This window comes from Streptomyces flavotricini, from assembly GCF_020639365.1.
Lineage (GTDB): Bacteria > Actinomycetota > Actinomycetes > Streptomycetales > Streptomycetaceae > Streptomyces > Streptomyces flavotricini.
In genome coordinates this window covers 4,237,696-4,254,750 of sequence record NZ_JAINUL010000001.1, presented here as the reverse complement: position 1 = coordinate 4,254,750, position 17,055 = coordinate 4,237,696, and the positions used below count along the sequence as shown (strand labels likewise).

Here is a 17,055-nt window from a genome sequence, read left to right as displayed (position 1 = left end):
CGTCCTCCAGTCCCCGACCAGCCCGGGTATCAGTATGCGGAACCGCTTCGTCCTCGGCGAAACCAGACGACGAACGGGCGGTACCCCCTCGGTGAAGGGGTACCGCCCGTTCTTGTCATTCAGGGGCTGAGCGGACTCAGTGGTGGCCGCCCTGCGCCTCGAGGCGCTTGAAGGAGGCCTCGATCTCGGCCTCGGCCTCGGCGCGGCCGACCCAGTTGGCGCCCTCGACCGACTTGCCCGGCTCCAGGTCCTTGTAGACCTCGAAGAAGTGCTGGATCTCCAGGCGGTCGAACTCCGACACGTGGTGGATGTCGCGCAGGTGCTCCACGCGCGGGTCCGAGGCCGGCACGCAGAGCAGCTTGGCGTCGCCGCCCGCCTCGTCGGTCATGTTGAACATGCCGATCGCGCGGCACTTGATCAGGCAGCCCGGGAAGGTGGGCTCGTCCAGAATGACGAGGGCGTCCAGCGGGTCGCCGTCCTCACCGAGGGTGTTCTCGACGAAGCCGTAGTCCGCCGGGTAGCTGGTGGAGGTGAAGAGGCGACGGTCCAGACGGATCCGGCCGGTCTCGTGGTCCACCTCGTACTTGTTCCGCGAACCCTTGGGGATCTCGATGGTGACGTCGAACTCCACGTCCTGCTCCTCCATGATCAGCTTCATTTGCTTCGGGACTGCATTGACTCATCTGCTCGCGGGTCGCCCCCGGCCCTGCCGGGTGGGGTGCCATGCTCGCGGCAAGACGCAGTGGTTAAGTGTCCCTCACGCATATGTGTGATCGCGAAAGGGGCTGGTCCGAGGTGCCATTGGTCAAGACGTGGCAGCTCATCGCGGTGTCGGCCGTCGCCGGCCTCGCCCTGTCGGTGGCCGCGGTGGCCGCCGCCGGTCCTTGGGACTCCGGCCAGCGTAAGGCCGAGCGGGACAGGGCCGCCTCCCGGGGCCTTGCGGGTGGCGCAGATCACGGCGGCGGCCGCACCGGCGGGCCGCTGCCGCAGGCCGCGCCCAGCGCCCCCGGGGTGCTCCCGGGGATCGGACCGGGGGCCGCGCGCACGGTCGGCAGCGGGGTCGCGGCCGCCGATCCGGGGCGGCTGGCCGAGGTGCTGCGGCCGCTGCTGGCCGACCCCGCGCTCGGCAGCGTCCGTACGGCCTCGGTGGTGGACACCGCGACCGGCCAGGTGCTCTTCGAGTCCGGACCGCGGGAGGCCATGACCCCGGCCTCCACCACCAAGATCGCCACCGCGGCGGCGGCCCTCGCCGCGCTCGGCCCCGAGTACCGGATCCGGACCACCGTGGCTCCCGGGGCCGGCCCCGGGGAGATCGTCCTGGTCGGCGGCGGCGACCCCTCGCTCACCGCCAGGAAGAAGAGCCCCGCCGGGTCCGGCGGCAGCCTCGTCGCCCTCGCCGCCGACACCGCCCAGGCCCTCAAGGCCGCCGGCACCGACTCCGTGCGCCTCGGCTACGACGACACCCTCTTCACCGGCCCCGCCCGCCACCCGATCGGCGAGAACCCCAACATCGCGCCGGTCACCGCCCTGGCGGCCGACGAGGGCCGCACCGACGACTCCGCCTCCGGCCCCGCCGACCGGGTCGAAGACCCCGCCAGGGAGACGGCCCGCTCCTTCGCGGCCCTCCTCAAGGACCGCGGCGTCAAGGTCACCGCCGACCCGGCCAAGGCCACGGCACCCGCCGGGGTCCAGCCGCTCGCCACCACCCTCTCCACCCCGCTCGCCGGACTCGTCGAGCGGATGCTGACCAACAGCGACAACGACATCGCCGAGGTCCTCGCCCGCCAGACCGCCCTCGCCTCCGGGCAGCCCGCCAGCTTCGAGGGCGCCGAGAAGGCCGTCACCGGCCGGCTCACCGCCCTCGGCGTCGACACGTCCGGCTCCCGCTTCGCCGACGGCAGCGGCCTCAATCGCGCCGACAAGATCAGCACCGGGCTGCTCGCCGGGCTCCTCGCCAAGGCCGCCGACCCGCAGCGGCCGGAGCTGCGGCCCGTGCTCACCGGACTGCCCGTCGCCGGATTCACCGGGACCCTGCGCAGCCGCAACACCGGCACCTCACCGGCGGCCGGTCTGGTGCGGGCCAAGACGGGCACCCTGACCGGCGTGAACTCCCTCGCCGGGACCGTCGTCGACCCCTCCGGGCGACTGCTCGCCTTCGCGTTCCTGACCGCGAACGCCCCCGACCCCGGGGCCGCGGAGAAGGGCCTCGACAAGCTCGCCGCGGCCGTCGCCCGCGCTTCGTAGCCCCTCCCGGCGCCTCCGAGGGGATCCGCCGCGGCGCCGGTCCACGTACCGTTGACGCATGACGAGCATCGGTGGTGCCGAGATGGTCGACTGGAATCTCGCGGTGGTGACCGCGACCCGGCTGGTCCGGCCTGGTCCCGAGGTCAGCCGCGACGAGGCCCGCGCCGTGGTGGCGGAGCTGCGCGGGCACGCGAAGACCTCCGAACGCCACGTCCGCGAGTTCACCCGGATGATCCCCGAAGGGGCCGTCGTCCCCGACACCCCCGTCCTCGTCGTCGACCGGGCCGGCTGGGTCCGGGCCAACGTGGCCGGCTTCCGTGAGCTCCTCGCCCCGCTGCTCGGCACGATGCAGGACCGCCGCGCCGGCGCCCCGGGGGGCGCCGTCCTCGGCGCGGTCGGCGGCAAGGTCACCGGCGTGGAGCTGGGCATGCTGCTCAGCTTCCTGGCCTCCCGCGTGCTCGGCCAGTACGAGACCTTCGCCCCGGCCGGGCGCGACCTGCCGGGCTCGGCCGCGGGCGGCGGCCGGCTGCTGCTCGTCGCCCCGAACATCGTCCACGTCGAGCGCGAGCTGGACGTGCGCCCGCACGACTTCCGGCTGTGGGTCTGCCTGCACGAGGAGACGCACCGTACGCAGTTCACGGCCGTCCCCTGGCTGCGAGACCACCTGGAGGGCGAGATCCAGACGTTCCTGGGCGCCACCGAGCTCGACCCGGCGACCATCCTGGAGCGGCTGCGCGAGGCCGCCCAGTCCTTCGCCGGTGCCCGCCCCGATTCCGAGCAGGGCGACGAGGGCCGTTCCCTGGTCGAACTCGTCCAGACGCCCGAGCAGCGCGAGGTGCTCGGCCGCCTGACCGCCGTCATGTCCCTGCTGGAGGGCCACGCCGACTACGTCATGGACGGCGTCGGCCCCGCCGTGGTGCCCTCGGTCGCCGAGATCCGGGAGAAGTTCCAGCAGCGCAGGGCCAGCGGGGCGGGCCGCCTCGACGCCGCGCTGCGCAAGCTGCTGGGGCTCGACGCCAAGCTGCGCCAGTACCGCGACGGCGAGCGGTTCGTACGGGCCGTCGTCGGCCAGGTCGGCATGGACGGCTTCAACCGGGTCTGGACCTCCCCGAACACATTGCCGACGAAGGCGGAGATCGCCAAGCCCGCGGACTGGGTCGCGCGGGTGCACAGCAGGGGCGAATAGGAGCGAAGGGGGGTGACTCAGGGGGCGTAAACATGTCTCACTGGGGGAAGAAGCGTCACCCGTCCGAGGGACCGTGGGGCGTGGAAGGGCGTGCGATGCTCAGGGAACGGCTCGGTTCTGTCACCATCGACGCACTCTGAGTGACAACCCTCCTCTCGCGGGGGCTCCCAGCGGGGGGCTCCTCACGGGGGCCGGGGCACCGGGCAGCGTCGAACAGCACCGAACAGCAGCCGTTCCAGCACCACCCCCAGCCTTCGAGGCATCCGAACTCCACCGAAGGGCACCGGACATGGGTCCCCATCCTGCGGTCGCGGCGATACGCCTGGCGGTCCGCCGCGTACTCCACGACGTCCTCACCGACCTCACCGACCGTCCCGCCGGCCGCCGCGGGCCCGCCGCGACGGGCGGCACCCCGCCACTCGTACTCGTCGCCTGCTCCGGCGGCGCCGACTCGATGGCCCTCGCCTCCGCCCTGGCCTTCGAGGCGCCCAAGCTGGGCATCCGGTCCGGCGGCATCACCGTCGACCACGGCCTCCAGGCCGGCTCCGACCTGCGCGCCGCCGAGGTCGTCACCCGCATGACCGCGCTCCGCCTCGACCCGGTGGAGTCCGTCTCCGTGCGCGTCGGCCGTGACGGCGGACCCGAGGCCGCCGCCCGCGACGCCCGCTACGCCGCCCTGGACGCGGCCGCCGATCGCCTGGGCGCCGCCGCCGTACTGCTCGGCCACACCCGGGACGATCAAGCCGAAACCGTCCTGCTGGGCCTCGCCCGCGGCTCCGGGACCCGCTCGCTGTCCGGCATGGCCGAGGTGTCGGGCGGACCGGGCCGCAGCCACCGCTACCGCCGCCCCTTCCTCCAGATCGACCGGCAGACCGCCCGCAAGGCCTGCATGGTCCAGTCCCTGCCGGTCTGGGACGACCCGCACAACATCGATCCCGCCTACACCCGCTCCCGGCTCCGCCACGAGGGGCTGCCCGCCCTCGAGAAGGCGCTGGGCAAGGGAGTGGTCGAGGCGCTGGCCCGCACCGCCCAGCTGTCCCGCGACGACGCCGACGCCCTCGACTCCTGGGCCGCCGAGGCCGAGACCGGCGTACGGGACGAGGACGGCCGGCTGGAGTGCGCCAAGCTGTACGCCCTGCCCCCGGCCGTCCGCCGCCGCGTGCTGCGCCGGGCCGTGGTCGCGGCCGGTTCCCCGGCGGGCTCCCTCTTCGCCCGCCACATCGAGGAAGTGGACCGGCTCATCACCGGATGGCGGGGCCAGGGCGCCATCAACCTGCCCGGCCGGGTCGAGGCCCAGCGGCAGGGTGGCAGACTTGTCATCCGGCAGGGCTGATTGGTGCTGAAACACGGCTGAGTCCTCCGGGGGCACCCCCGGAGCCGCGGCCGCAAACGAAAGTGATGCGGGTGGACGAGAAGGACATGGGCAGCGACCTCCAGTCGGTGCTCATCACCAAGGAAGAGATCGACGCGAAGCTGGCCGAGCTGGCCGCGAAGATCGACGCGGAGTACGCGGGCAAGGACCTGCTCATCGTCGGCGTCCTCAAGGGCGCGGTGATGGTGATGGCGGACCTGGCGCGTGCCTTGTCCACCCCGCTCACCATGGACTGGATGGCGGTGTCCTCGTACGGCGCCGGGACCCAGTCCTCCGGTGTGGTCCGGATCCTCAAGGACCTGGACACCGACATCAAGGACAAGCACGTCCTGATCGTCGAGGACATCATCGACTCGGGCCTGACCCTGTCCTGGCTGCTGTCGAACCTGGGCTCCCGCCAGCCGGCCTCGCTCGAGGTCGTCACGCTGCTGCGCAAGCCCGACGCCGCGAAGGTCGCGATCGACGTGAAGTGGGTCGGCTTCGACATCCCGAACGAGTTCGTCGTCGGCTACGGCCTCGACTACGCGGAGAAGTACCGCAACCTGCCGTTCGTCGGCACGCTCGCCCCGCACGTCTACGGCGGCTGACGCCCCCGGACGGGACCGGGCCCCGGTCGGGGCCCGCTCAGGGGAACCCTGGAACGATTCCTGCCGTTGGAGCAGGGGAAAGCAGTTCTGTCAGCCGTCCCACGAGGCCGCGGGTGACAATACAGGGGTACATTCCGAAGAACAGTCTTTACTCACAGCAGCATTTACCTACGGGCAGGAGGGACGGGGCGCCTGGCGCCCCGTATGGATGGACGTGAAGCGATACTTCCGTGGGCCGGTCATGTGGATCGTGCTGGCCGTCCTCGCCGTGGTCGTGTTGATGAACGTCGTCGGCTCCGGCGGCGGCTACAAGTCGGTGGAGACCAGCGAGGTCATCAAGGCGATCAACAGTGGCCAGGTGGAGAGCGCCAAGCTCACCACCGGTGACAGCCAGATGATCAAGATCGAGCTGAAGAAGGACCAGAAGCTCGGCGACAACGACGGCACCAAGTTCCAGGCCAACTACATCGGGGACCAGGGCGTCCAGCTCGCCCAGAACCTCCAGACCAAGTTCGAAGCCGGTCAGATCCCGGACGGGTACACCGTCTCCCCGGACAAGACCAGCCCGTTCCTCAGCGTGCTGCTCTCCCTGCTGCCCTTCGTCCTCATCGTCGTCGTCTTCCTGTTCCTGATGAATCAGATGCAGGGCGGCGGCTCCCGGGTGATGAACTTCGGGAAGTCCAAGGCCAAGCTCATCACCAAGGACACCCCGAAGACGACGTTCGCCGACGTCGCGGGCTCGGACGAGGCCGTCGAGGAACTCCACGAGATCAAGGAGTTCCTGCAGGAGCCGGCCAAGTTCCAGGCCGTCGGTGCCAAGATCCCCAAGGGCGTGCTGCTGTACGGCCCGCCCGGTACCGGCAAGACCCTGCTGGCCCGCGCCGTCGCGGGTGAGGCCGGCGTCCCGTTCTACTCGATCTCCGGTTCCGACTTCGTCGAGATGTTCGTCGGTGTCGGCGCCTCGCGTGTCCGCGACCTGTTCGAGCAGGCCAAGGCCAACGCGCCGGCGATCGTCTTCGTCGACGAGATCGACGCCGTCGGCCGGCACCGCGGTGCAGGTCTCGGCGGCGGCCACGACGAGCGCGAGCAGACCCTGAACCAGCTGCTCGTCGAGATGGACGGCTTCGACGTGAAGGGCGGCGTCATCCTGATCGCCGCCACGAACCGCCCGGACATCCTCGACCCGGCGCTGCTGCGCCCGGGCCGTTTCGACCGGCAGATCGCGGTCGACCGTCCGGACATGCAGGGCCGTCTGGAGATCCTCAAGGTCCACCAGAAGGGCAAGCCGGTCGCTCCGGACGTCGACCTCTCGGCCGTCGCCCGCCGCACCCCCGGCTTCACCGGTGCCGATCTGTCCAACGTCCTGAACGAGGCGGCGCTCCTCACCGCCCGCTCGGACCGCAAGCTGATCGACAACCACATGCTGGACGAGGCGATCGACCGCGTCGTGGCGGGCCCGCAGAAGCGGACCCGGATCATGTCGGACCGGGAAAAGAAGATCACCGCGTACCACGAGGGCGGCCACGCCCTGGTCGCGGCGGCCTCCCCGAACTCCGACCCGGTCCACAAGATCACGATCCTGTCCCGCGGCCGGGCCCTGGGTTACACCATGGTCCTGCCCGACGAGGACAAGTACTCGACCACGCGCAACGAGATGCTCGACCAGCTGGCGTACATGCTGGGCGGGCGCGCGGCCGAGGAGCTGGTCTTCCACGACCCGACGACCGGCGCGGCGAACGACATCGAGAAGGCCACGGCGACGGCCCGCGCGATGGTGACCCAGTACGGCATGACCGAGCGCCTCGGCGCGATCAAGTTCGGCGGGGACAACACCGAGCCGTTCCTGGGCCGCGAGATGTCGCACCCGCGGGACTACTCGGAAGAGGTCGCGGCGCTCGTCGACGAAGAGGTCAAGAAGCTCATCGAGACGGCGCACAACGAGGCCTGGGAGATCCTGGTCGAGAACCGCGACGTCCTCGACAACCTGGTCCTCGCGCTCCTTGAGAAGGAGACGCTGGGCAAGGAGGAGATCGCCGAGGTCTTCTCGACGATCGTGAAGCGCCCGGCCCGCCCGGCGTGGACCGGATCCTCGCACCGCACCCCGTCGACCCGTCCGCCGGTGCTCTCTCCCAAGGAGCTCCAGCTGACGAACTCGGCGAACGGCACCTCGGCGGGCACGCCGGCCGTGTCGGTGGAGAAGGACCCCGCGCCGGAGGACCGCGCCGAGTAGCCCTCGGCCGGACCGTCCCGGAATGGATGCCGCGCCCCCCAGGTTCTAGCCTGGGGGGCGCGGCACTTTTGCGTGCCCGTGAGGCGCCAGTGCACACAGGAACGAGGAAGAGATGACCGACCCAGTGACCCTGACCGGTGACGAGGGCACGATCGGCGAGTTCGACGAGAAGCGCGCCCAGGCGGCGGTCCGCGAACTCCTGATCGCGGTCGGCGAGGACCCGGACCGCGAAGGCCTCCTCGAAACCCCGGCCCGCGTGGCCCGCGCGTACAAGGAGATATTCGCCGGCCTCTACCAGAAGCCCGAAGAGGTCCTGACGACCACCTTCGACCTGGGGCACGACGAGATGGTCCTGGTGAAGGACATCGAGGTCATGAGCAACTGCGAGCACCACCTGGTGCCGTTCCACGGCGTGGCGCACGTCGGCTACATCCCGTCGATCGACGGCAAGATCACCGGGCTGTCGAAGCTGGCCCGCCTCGTGGACGTCTTCGCCCGCCGTCCTCAGGTGCAGGAGCGGCTGACCACGCAGATAGCGGACTCTCTGATGGAGATCCTGGAGCCGCGCGGGGTCATCGTCGTCGTCGAGTGCGAGCACATGTGCATGACCATGCGCGGGGTCCGCAAGCCCGGTGCCAAGACGATCACCTCGGCCGTCCGCGGCCAGCTGCGCGACCCCGCGACCCGCAACGAGGCCATGAGCCTGATCATGGCTCGCTGAGCGGATGGGCGCGGGGGCTGGAGCCGCCGGGGCCGGGACCGGTCAGGAAGCGGAGGGCGGGGCCGCCGATGACTGGGAGCCGCTGAGCGAGGACGTCCGGCGGACCCTGGAGGTGCTGTTCGACGGGGATTCGGACGCCCAGCGCGGCTTCCGGGCGCAGATTCCGCACGCCGAGATGCGAAGGGACTGCTGCTCCTGCCCGTGCGTGCTCCTGAGCGTGGACGCGGACCGGGTGGCGGCCGTGCCGATGGAGAAGGGGACGGACTCGGTCGCGGGCGCCTCCCTCTTCAACGCGCAGGGCGGCTACGACGGCGAGGCGACCGTCCTCGCTTCCGGCGGGTTCCTCGTCGACCTGCAGTTCTGCGACTGGGAGGACCGGGGGCCGGATCCGCTGCGGCTGTGGGAGTGGCTGGGACCCCGCCACGACACGGGCCGGGCGGACACGCCCCAGGACGCGGGCTGAGCCCGCGCGGCGGGCAGCCGCCGGGCCCCGCCCCGGGCCCGGCGGGGGCCGTCAGGCGCGGGAGGGGGCCTGGGGGGCGGTGTCGTCGTCCTCGGGGAGTTTGAGGACGTGCTCCAGGAAGAGGGCGGCGGCGATGACGGCCGCGCCGGCCAGGACCGCGAAGCCGGCGTACCAGGTCTGGTCGCGGCGGGCGGGGACGTCGAGGGAGTCCATCAGCAGGAAGACGCCCACGCCGCCGTACATGCCCGCGACGAGGGCCGCCACGAGCGCGCTGGCCTGTCCGAAGACGACCGCTCGGGCCGCCATCAGCGGCTCCACCCCCTTGGCGCCCGGCCGCCGCTCGCGCTGCGCCTTGAGGCGGGCGCGGAGCGAGAGGGCCGTGGCCAGCAGGACGACCGCGATGGCGCCCAGCACGATGGGCGCGGCGAGCGGGACGCCGGGCAGGGTCCCGTACGCGTTCCACAGCCGGGCGCCCGCCCAGGACAGCACCCCGGCGACGGCGAAGATCCCCGCCAGGACCGCCGGCCTCAGTTGCTTCACGTACCCGTTCCCCGCTTTCCGCGCCGCCGACTCATCGGCGTTCTTCGGCTCCAGCCACAGGTTAACGACTACTCGGGCAGGCGGAGTTCCAGGTCCGAGCGCGGCGCGACGCCCGCCAGGCCGATTCCGGCCAGCAGCGCGGCGACGGGGCCGCGGCCCGGGATCTGCGCCTCGGGGTCGATGTCGTTCCACGGGGCCAGGACGAAGGCCCGCTGGTGGGCCCGCGGGTGCGGGAGGGTGAGGACCGGGTCGTCCGAGACCACGTCGGCGTACGACACGATGTCGACGTCGATCGTGCGCGGGCCCCAGCGCTCCTCGCGGACGCGGTCGAAGGCCTCTTCGATGGCGTGGCCGCGCTCCAGCAGGGAGGACGGCGGCAGGGTCGTCTTCAGCGCGACGACCGCGTTGAGGTACGAGGGCTGCGAGCCGGGCTCGACGCCCCACGGCTCGGTCTCGTAGACGGGGGAGACTGCCTTGACCCGCAGGCCGGGGGTGTCCCCGAGGGCGTCGATGGCGCCCTGGAGGGTCTCCAGGCGGTTGCCGAGGTTCGCGCCGAGCGCGATGACGGCCCACTTGGGGTTGGAGAGGGTGGTGTCGGCGGCGTCCACCGTCTCCACGACGGATGCGGGCACCGGCTGGACGGTGGGGTCGCTCGGGGCGTTCAGTCCGTTGTTCACACGCGGCTCCGGGTGATCGTGATGGTCACGTCGTCGAAGGGGACGGTGATGGGGGCGTCCGGTTTGTGGACGACGACCTCCACCTGTGCCACCGCTTCGTGCTTGAGGCACTGCTGGGCGATCCGCTCGGCGAGGGTCTCGATCAGGTCGACGGGCTCTCCCTGGACCACATCGACGACCTCTTCGGCGACGACCCCGTAGTGCACGGTCTTCGCCAGGTCGTCGTCGGCCGCCGCGGGGCGGGTGTCGATGTGCAGCACGAGGTCGACGATGAAGGTCTGGCCTTCCTCGCGTTCCCGGGGGAAGACGCCGTGGTGCCCGCGAGCCTTGAGGCCGCGCAGCGCGACACGATCCACGCGAATCACTCCTGCTTTCGTAGGTGCTTCCGGTCCGGGACTCCCCGGATCCATGGGCCTACGCCGAGTGCGGTCGGCGTCGTCCGTCTTCGAATTTACCTGCGAAAGACTTCGGACCCCGCCGGTGGGGTCAGGCGGAGTCCTCCGCTTCGTCCTCCTCGGAGTCGGTCAGCACGGGAGAACCGTGGTGGGACCAGAGCCGCCAGCCCTCCGATGTGCGTCGGAACACATTCGTGGCGACGACCAGCTGGCCGACGAGCGGGCCGAGCTCTCCGCCGTCCTCGGCGGGCCCGCCACTGAGGATGTTCTCCGTACAGGTCACCAGTGCTGTGTCACCTATGACGGCGACCTTCGTGTCGGTGAGGAAGAACTGGATGTAGTCGGTGTGGGACATGATCAGCGCGTACGAGCGCAGCACCTCGCCGCGGCCGGAGAGCACCGGCCAGCCGGGATGCACGCAGGAGATCTCGTCCTCGAGCCAGAGCGCCGACAGTGCGTCGAAGTCCCCCCGCTCCATGGCCTCGTAGAAGGCCGTGTTGACCTCGTCGACCGCTTCGATGTCGGTTCTGCTCACCGTGCTCCTTCTCGTTCGATGGTCACAGCGCTCCTTCCACGGCACGGGCCACCCGAACCGCGTCGGCGGTCGCCCGTACCTCGTGGACCCGTACGGCCCAGGCCCCCTGGTGGGCCGCGATGGCGGAGACGGCCGCGGTGGCGGCGTCGCGCTCGCGGGCGGGCGGCGGGGCGGCGTCGGCCGCGCCGGCCAGGATCCGGCCGAGGAATCGTTTGCGCGAGGCGGCGACCAGCAGCGGGAAGCCGAGTGCGCGCAGTTCGGGGAGGTGGGCGACCAGGGCCAGGTCGTGCTCGGCCATCTTCGCGAAGCCGAGGCCGGGATCGACGAGGAGCCGCTCGGGGGCGATCCCGCCGGCCACGACGGCGTCGATGCGGACCCGGAGCTCGGCGGTGACCTCGGCGACGACGTCCTCGTAGACCGCGAGCTTGTTCATGCCGTCGCTGAAGCCGCGCCAGTGCATCACCACGAACGGCACCTCGGCGGCGGCGACGGCCGGGATCATGCCGGGATCGGCGAGGCCGCCGCTCACGTCGTTGACCAGCATCGCGCCGGCCGCGACGGCCTGGGCGGCGACGGAGGCGCGCATGGTGTCGACGGAGACGGTGACCCCTTCGGAGGCCAGGCCGCGCACCACGGGGACCACGCGGCGCAGCTCCTCCTCCTCGTCGACGCGGGAGGCGCCGGGGCGGGTGGACTCTCCGCCGACGTCGACGAGGTCGGCGCCCTGGGCGACGAGGTCGAGGCCGCGCTTGACGGCGGCGGTGGTGTCGAACCAGCGCCCGCCGTCGGAGAAGGAGTCGGGGGTGACGTTGACGACGCCCATGACCCCGCAGCGGTCCCATTCCGGCAGGCCTGCGACCCGGCCCCTGCCGGTGGCCCCGCGCTTGATGTTCATGGCTCCAGGGTAGGGCCGCCGCCCTGGCCGGGCCGTACGCGGCTGCCCTGGCGGGCGGCCGCCCGGCACCGGCGCGGGTGCATACGCCGAAGCCCGGTCCGCCGGGGACGCGGCGGACCGGGCTTCGGGAGCCGGGGGGCGAGCCCCCCGGCGGGGCTCAGGCGACCTGGACCTCGCGCTCGGCCTTGGACTGGGCCGGCACCGGGGCGGTCAGGTGCGCGTGGGCGCAGGTGCGGACCGGCTTGGGACGGCGGCGGCTGGCGAACAGCCGGGGCAGGGCCAGCGTGACGAAGCCTTCGGCCTGCATCACGGCGAAGCCGATGCGGGGCAGGTCGCGGCTGTTGCGGTAGACCATGAAGCGCGGCTCCCAGCGGGGGCGGAACTTCTCGTTGAACTTGTACAGCGACTCGATCTGGAACCAGCGGGACAGGAAGACCAGCAGGCTGCGCCACATGCGCAGGACCGGGCCTGCGCCGATCTTCTCGCCGCGGGCCAGGGCCGCGCGGAACATCGCGAAGTTCAGGGAGACCTTCTCGATGCCCAGCTCGGGGGCCTGCTGCAGGGAGGCGACGATCAGCAGCTCGTTCATGCCCGGGTCGGCGGCGCGGTCGCGGCGCATCATCTCCAGCGACATGCCGTCCTTGCCCCACGGAACGAAGTGCTGGATGGCCTTCAGGTCGCCGAACGGGCTGGTGTCGCCCTCCTCGACCCGGTGGGCGGTGGCGATGAAGCAGTCGCCGTCGCCCTCGTCGCCGACGCGGCCCAGGGCCATGGAGAAGCCGCGCTCGGTGTCGGTGCCGCGCCAGGCGACGGCCGCGCCGCGGACCTGCTCCAGCTCCTCTTCGGTCAGCTCGCTGACGCGGCGGACCTTGGTGGTGTAGCCGTTGCGCTCGATGCGCTTCACCATCTGGCGCACGTTGCGCATGGGGCGGCCGGTGAGCGAGAAGTCTTTGACGTCGACGATCGCCTCGTCGCCCAGCTCCAGGGCGTCCAGCCCGGTCTCGCGGGTCCAGACCTCGCCGCCGGTCTCGCTGCAGCCCACGACGGCCGGGGTCCAGGAGTGGGCCTTGGCCTCCTCCATGAACCGCTCGATCGCGCCGGGCCAGGCCTCGACGTCGCCGATGGGGTCGCCGGAGGCGAGCATCACACCGGAGACGACGCGGTAGGTGACGGCGGCCTTGCCGCTGGGGGAGAAGACGACGGCCTTGTCGCGGCGGAGCGCGAAGTGGCCCAGCGAGTCGCGGCCGCCGTGCTTGGCGAGCAGCTCGCGCAGCTTGGTCTCGTCGTCGGCGGTGAGCCGGGCGGCCGGGTGCTCGGGGCGGAAGGCCAGGTAGATGGTGGTGAGCGCGGTCAGCATGCCGAGGGCGCCGAGGGAGTAGCCCACGGTCCAGGAGACGCGGCCGGAGTAGTCGACCGGTCCCTCCATGCCGAAGAGCCCGTACACGACGTGGCTGATCTGCTCGTAAATACCCGGATGGCCGACGACACGGCCCGGGTGGGAGTTGACGATGACCAGGCCGAGGCCGATGGAGCCGGCGCTCATCAGCACGAAGTTGGCGAGCGCCTTCCAGCGGCTGCGCGGGTCCGGCAGCGCCTTGAATTCACCCTGGTGGCGCACGATGAGCCCCAGCAGCACCGCCGCGATGACGACGCTGATGACGGAGTGTCGGTACATGAACTGCGCCGCGGCCCCGGCCGGGAGCAGGACGACGGCGGCCCGCCAGGCGCGGCGCTTGCGGCGCTTGAGGCCGTGGGCGAGCAGCAGCAGCAGGACGCCCGCGCTGATGGCGAGGGCGGCTGCGAAGGGGCCCAGCGAACCGGGCAGCACCTCGGTGACCGCGTGGATGCGGCTGTGCCGGAACCGCGGGAACACGCCCGCCGCGATGTCCAGAAGGCCGACGATCATGACGGCCGTACCTACCAGCCCGGGCACCGACTCCGGTCGTGGGCCGCGGAAGATTCGGCGGACCTGCTTCGGAACCTGTCCCGACTTATCGCCATCTATCCTGCTAGACATCGCTTCCCGTTGCTCCGCGAGAGATCATGTGGCCGAAGACCGCGACAGCCTCCGGAGTGTGGTGCGTCCACTAGGACGACATCGGGGTCGAGCGGGTTCACTCTTCCGCCGAGAAAAACTAGTCCTGCCATCAGAAAGTCGACTGACTGCTCATGGGTCTCACCAGTAATACGGTTCTGGCGCTGGCCATCATCGCCGGTGTGCTGCTGTTCGCAGCCACGGTGTGGTTCTGGCCCCGGCTCTCGGGCCGCACCTGGCGTGCGCTGCTCGGCCGGGTCGGTCTCCTGCTCGCGACCCAGCTGGCGCTGTTCTCGGCCGTGGGCCTGGCGGCGAACAAGTCCTTCTCCTTCTACGGCTCGTGGGCGGACCTGTTCGGCCAGCAGACGTCTGTCGGCAAGGTCGTGGACCACTCCATGAGCAGCAAGGACATCAAGGTCGTCGACAAGCAGAAGCTCGACGTGCCGGGCGGGGCCCAGCCCCAGGTCGGCGGACAGATCCTGAAGGTTGCCATAACCGGGCAGAAGTCGAAAATAACGAGCCCCGGGTACGTGTGGCTGCCGCCGGAGTACTTCCAGCCGCAGCACAAGGAGCAGAACTTTCCCGCCTCCATCGTGCTGACGGGCTACCCGGGCACCGCCGAGAACCTGATCAAAGGGCTGAACTACCCGATGACGGCCTTCAAGCAGGCCAAGGCGGGCAAGATGAAGCCGATGATCCTGGTGATGCTGCGCCCGACCATCGCGCCGCCGCGCGACACCGAGTGCGTGGACATACCCGGCGGACCGCAGACGGAGACCTTCTTCGCCGAGGACCTGCCGCGGGCCATCCAGGACACCTTCCGGGTCGGCGACAAGCCGCAGAACATGGGCTTCATCGGGAACTCGACGGGCGGCTACTGCGCCCTGAAGATCGCCGCGCACTACCCGCAGACCTTCGGCGCCGCCGCGGGTCTGTCCGCGTACTACGACGCGGCGAACGACGCGACGACCGGCAACCTGTTCCAGGGCGACGACAAGCTGAAGAAGCGCGCCGACGTCCTGCACAGCATCGAGCACAAGAAGCCGACCGGTACGTCCTTCCTGGTCACCAGCAGCGAGACGGGCGAGCCCAACCTCGACGACACCAAGAAGTTCATCAAGCTGGTCAAGGGCCCGGACCGGGTCTCCTCGATCATCCTCGACAGCGGCGGCCACAACTTCAACACCTGGCGCCGCGAGATCCCGCCGATGCTGGTGTGGATGAGCAACCGCATCCAGGCCTGACGCCCGGCCCCGGACCAGAGGCCGGGCCGGGCCCGTGCTCAGGCCCGGAGCCCCCTACGCCTCTTGCAGTTGGGCCCGGCGCAGCGCCCGGTGGACCCCCTCCGGGGTCAGTACGCCGACCAGCTCGCCGGAGTCCGGATCCGTGACCCCGATCCGGCCGGAGTCCTCCTGCAGCAGCAGCGCGAGCGCCTCGCGCAGACTCGCCCCCAGCGCCACTTCGGCGGTGGGGGCTTTCCCGTCCTCCCCCGCCCCCGCCAGGTCGGCCCGCTCGACCGGGGTGACCGCGAGCCGCTTCAGACCCCGGTCCGCGCCGACGAAGGAGGCCACGTACTCGGTGGCCGGCGCGGCCAGCACCGCGGCCGGGCGCGCGAACTGCTCGATGGTGCCCGTGCCGTAGACGGCGATGCGGTCGCCGAGCCGGATCGCCTCCTCCAAGTCGTGCGTGACCAGCAGGATCGTCTTGCGCACCGTCCGCTGGAGCTCCAGGAACTCGTTCTGGAGCCTCTCGCGGACCACCGGGTCCACCGCCCCGAACGGCTCGTCCATCAACAGCACCGGCGGATCGGCCGCCAGCGCCCGCGCGACGCCGACGCGCTGGCGCTGCCCGCCGGACAGCTGCTCCGGGTACCGGCCCCCGTACACGGCCGGGTCCAGTCCCACCAGTTCCAGGAGCTCGGCCGCGCGGGCGCGGGCCTTGGCCTTGGGGGTGCCGATCAGCTGAGGGACGGTCGCGGTGTTCTCCAGCACCGTCTTGTGCGGGAACAGCCCGACCTGCTGGATGACGTACCCGATGTGCCGGCGCAGCTCCACGGGATCCGCGCTCGCGATGTCCTCGCCGCCGAGCAGGATCCGGCCGGAGGTCGGCTCGATGAGCCGGTTGACCATCTTCATCGTGGTCGTCTTGCCGCAGCCGGACGGGCCCACGAGCGTGACCAGCTCACCCTCCGCCACCTCGAAGGACAGGTCCTCGACGGCCGTGGTCCCGTCGGGGTAACGCTTGGTCACATGCTCGAATCGGATCACCCGTCCATCCTCCCCCACACGCCGCGGGTTGTTTGTGACGGGAGTATGACCCCGGTGCGAAGGTTTCCGGCCATTGTCGGCCCCGGGGGTTATGGTCGCTCTTGGCCGTGCTCGTTCGCACGGGTGTACGTGACGGCGGCAAGGGGGTGAGGGCATGGCCGGGCAGAACTGCCTGGTGGCGAACGACTGGATCTGCTGGGACTACGTCACGTCCCGCTCCCAGGAGCTCACCGACGCCACGGTCCAGCACGTGTGGATCACGGGCGTTTCCGTGCTCGTCGGCCTCGTCGTGTCCCTCCCGCTGGCCCTGCTGGCCCGCCGCGGCCGGCGCTGGGCCGCGCCCGTGCTGGGCCTGACCACCCTGCTCTACACCGTTCCCTCGCTCGCCATGTTCTCCCTGCTGCTGCCGCTGTTCGGGCTGTCGGCCTCACTCGTGGTGACCGGGCTGGTCCTGTACTCGCTGACCATCCTGGTCCGCAACGCGATGGCCGGCCTGGAAGCCGTCCCCGAGGAGGTACGGGAGGCCGCGCGCGGGATGGGGTACGGGCCGGGGCGGCTGCTGTGGCAGGTCGAACTGCCGCTGGCGCTGCCCGCGCTGCTCGCCGGGGTGCGGATCGCCACGGTCTCCACGGTGGCCCTCACCACCGTCGGATCGATCGTCGGCAAGGGCGGCCTCGGCAACCTCATCGCCCCCGCGGTCAACAGCTCCTTCAAGGCCCAGGTGCTCACGGCCTCCGTGCTGTGCGTCCTGCTCGCCCTGGTGGCGGACCTGCTGCTGCTCGGAGTGCAGCGGCTGCTCACGCCGTGGACCCGGGCGACGCGCGCGCCGCGGGCGGCCCGGCGGATGAAGCCGGTGCCCGCGGAGCCCGCCGTGTCGGGCCCGACGACCGCGAAGGGGGCCTGAGGCG

At 71.3% G+C, this 17,055-nt stretch carries 17 protein-coding genes; 9 read left to right on the top strand and 8 right to left on the bottom strand.

The annotated features are described in order from the left end of the window. Positions 1-136 precede the first annotated feature (136 nt). Entirely contained in the window at positions 137-631 is a 495-nt protein-coding gene (locus K7B10_RS19205; RefSeq protein WP_007264878.1) for an inorganic diphosphatase, read from the bottom strand. Between the two features lie 164 nt (positions 632-795). On the opposite strand from K7B10_RS19205, the gene dacB reads away from it, so the two are divergent. The 7 genes from dacB to K7B10_RS19170 all read left to right on the top strand — a co-directional run bounded on the left by dacB (position 796) and on the right by K7B10_RS19170 (position 8,803). Beyond that, complete coding sequence (dacB, locus tag K7B10_RS19200) at positions 796-2,244, top strand: D-alanyl-D-alanine carboxypeptidase/D-alanyl-D-alanine endopeptidase (protein WP_308284606.1); 1,449 nt, start codon at positions 796-798, stop codon at positions 2,242-2,244. 58 nt (positions 2,245-2,302) lie between these two features. Beyond that, entirely contained in the window at positions 2,303-3,430 is a 1,128-nt protein-coding gene (locus K7B10_RS19195; RefSeq protein ID WP_229337463.1) for an Rv3626c family coenzyme F420 biosynthesis-associated protein, read from the top strand. A 289-nt stretch (positions 3,431-3,719) separates the two neighbouring features. Further along, positions 3,720-4,763 carry a tRNA lysidine(34) synthetase TilS gene (tilS, locus tag K7B10_RS19190; RefSeq protein WP_229337461.1) on the top strand — a complete coding sequence of 348 codons (1,044 nt, stop codon included), beginning with the start codon at positions 3,720-3,722 and terminating at the stop codon, positions 4,761-4,763. Positions 4,764-4,828: 65 nt separating this feature from the next. Next, complete coding sequence (hpt, locus tag K7B10_RS19185) at positions 4,829-5,389, top strand: hypoxanthine phosphoribosyltransferase (protein WP_030158549.1); 561 nt, start codon at positions 4,829-4,831, stop codon at positions 5,387-5,389. A 208-nt stretch (positions 5,390-5,597) separates the two neighbouring features. Beyond that, positions 5,598-7,619 (top strand): ATP-dependent zinc metalloprotease FtsH, encoded by a 2,022-nt coding sequence (gene ftsH / locus K7B10_RS19180; protein ID WP_134072479.1) that lies wholly within the window; start codon positions 5,598-5,600, stop codon positions 7,617-7,619. 112 nt (positions 7,620-7,731) lie between these two features. Then, on the top strand, positions 7,732-8,340 hold the full coding sequence (gene folE / locus K7B10_RS19175; RefSeq protein ID WP_229337459.1) for a GTP cyclohydrolase I FolE: 609 nt from the start codon (positions 7,732-7,734) through the stop codon (positions 8,338-8,340). 4 nt (positions 8,341-8,344) lie between these two features. Then, a complete protein-coding gene (locus K7B10_RS19170) occupies positions 8,345-8,803 on the top strand; it encodes a hypothetical protein (RefSeq protein ID WP_229337456.1) in 459 nt (152 codons plus the stop codon). Between the two features lie 51 nt (positions 8,804-8,854). Here K7B10_RS19170 and K7B10_RS19165 read toward each other — a convergent pair whose 3' ends face one another. The 6 genes from K7B10_RS19165 to K7B10_RS19140 form a co-directional block, all read right to left on the bottom strand. Next, a complete protein-coding gene (locus K7B10_RS19165; RefSeq protein WP_229337453.1) occupies positions 8,855-9,343 on the bottom strand; it encodes a DUF3180 domain-containing protein in 489 nt (162 codons plus the stop codon). 68 nt (positions 9,344-9,411) lie between these two features. After that, positions 9,412-10,020, bottom strand: a complete 609-nt coding sequence (gene folK, locus K7B10_RS19160) for a 2-amino-4-hydroxy-6-hydroxymethyldihydropteridine diphosphokinase (protein WP_229337451.1) — start codon at positions 10,018-10,020, stop codon at positions 9,412-9,414. Beyond that, positions 10,017-10,376 (bottom strand): dihydroneopterin aldolase, encoded by a 360-nt coding sequence (gene folB, locus K7B10_RS19155; protein ID WP_030158540.1) that lies wholly within the window; start codon positions 10,374-10,376, stop codon positions 10,017-10,019. The genes folK and folB overlap by 4 nt, the downstream gene beginning before the upstream one ends. Positions 10,377-10,506: 130 nt before the next feature. After that, the gene (locus K7B10_RS19150) at positions 10,507-10,950 is read right to left on the bottom strand and encodes a nuclear transport factor 2 family protein (protein ID WP_308284605.1); all 444 of its coding nucleotides are present in this window, start codon (positions 10,948-10,950) and stop codon (positions 10,507-10,509) included. A 22-nt stretch (positions 10,951-10,972) separates the two neighbouring features. Further along, positions 10,973-11,845 (bottom strand): dihydropteroate synthase, encoded by an 873-nt coding sequence (gene folP, locus K7B10_RS19145; protein WP_229337449.1) that lies wholly within the window; start codon positions 11,843-11,845, stop codon positions 10,973-10,975. A 157-nt stretch (positions 11,846-12,002) separates the two neighbouring features. Next, a complete protein-coding gene (locus K7B10_RS19140) occupies positions 12,003-13,862 on the bottom strand; it encodes a phosphatidylglycerol lysyltransferase domain-containing protein (protein WP_229337447.1) in 1,860 nt (619 codons plus the stop codon). 152 nt (positions 13,863-14,014) lie between these two features. On the opposite strand from K7B10_RS19140, the gene K7B10_RS19135 reads away from it, so the two are divergent. Next, a complete protein-coding gene (locus tag K7B10_RS19135; protein ID WP_229337445.1) occupies positions 14,015-15,124 on the top strand; it encodes an alpha/beta hydrolase in 1,110 nt (369 codons plus the stop codon). Between the two features lie 54 nt (positions 15,125-15,178). Here the strand turns inward: K7B10_RS19135 and K7B10_RS19130 are convergent, their stop codons facing one another. Next, a complete protein-coding gene (locus tag K7B10_RS19130; RefSeq protein WP_229337443.1) occupies positions 15,179-16,147 on the bottom strand; it encodes an ABC transporter ATP-binding protein in 969 nt (322 codons plus the stop codon). Between the two features lie 154 nt (positions 16,148-16,301). Here K7B10_RS19130 and K7B10_RS19125 point away from each other — a divergent pair, with 154 nt between their 5' ends. Next, positions 16,302-17,051 (top strand): ABC transporter permease, encoded by a 750-nt coding sequence (locus tag K7B10_RS19125; protein ID WP_229337441.1) that lies wholly within the window; start codon positions 16,302-16,304, stop codon positions 17,049-17,051. Positions 17,052-17,055: the final 4 nt, after the last annotated feature.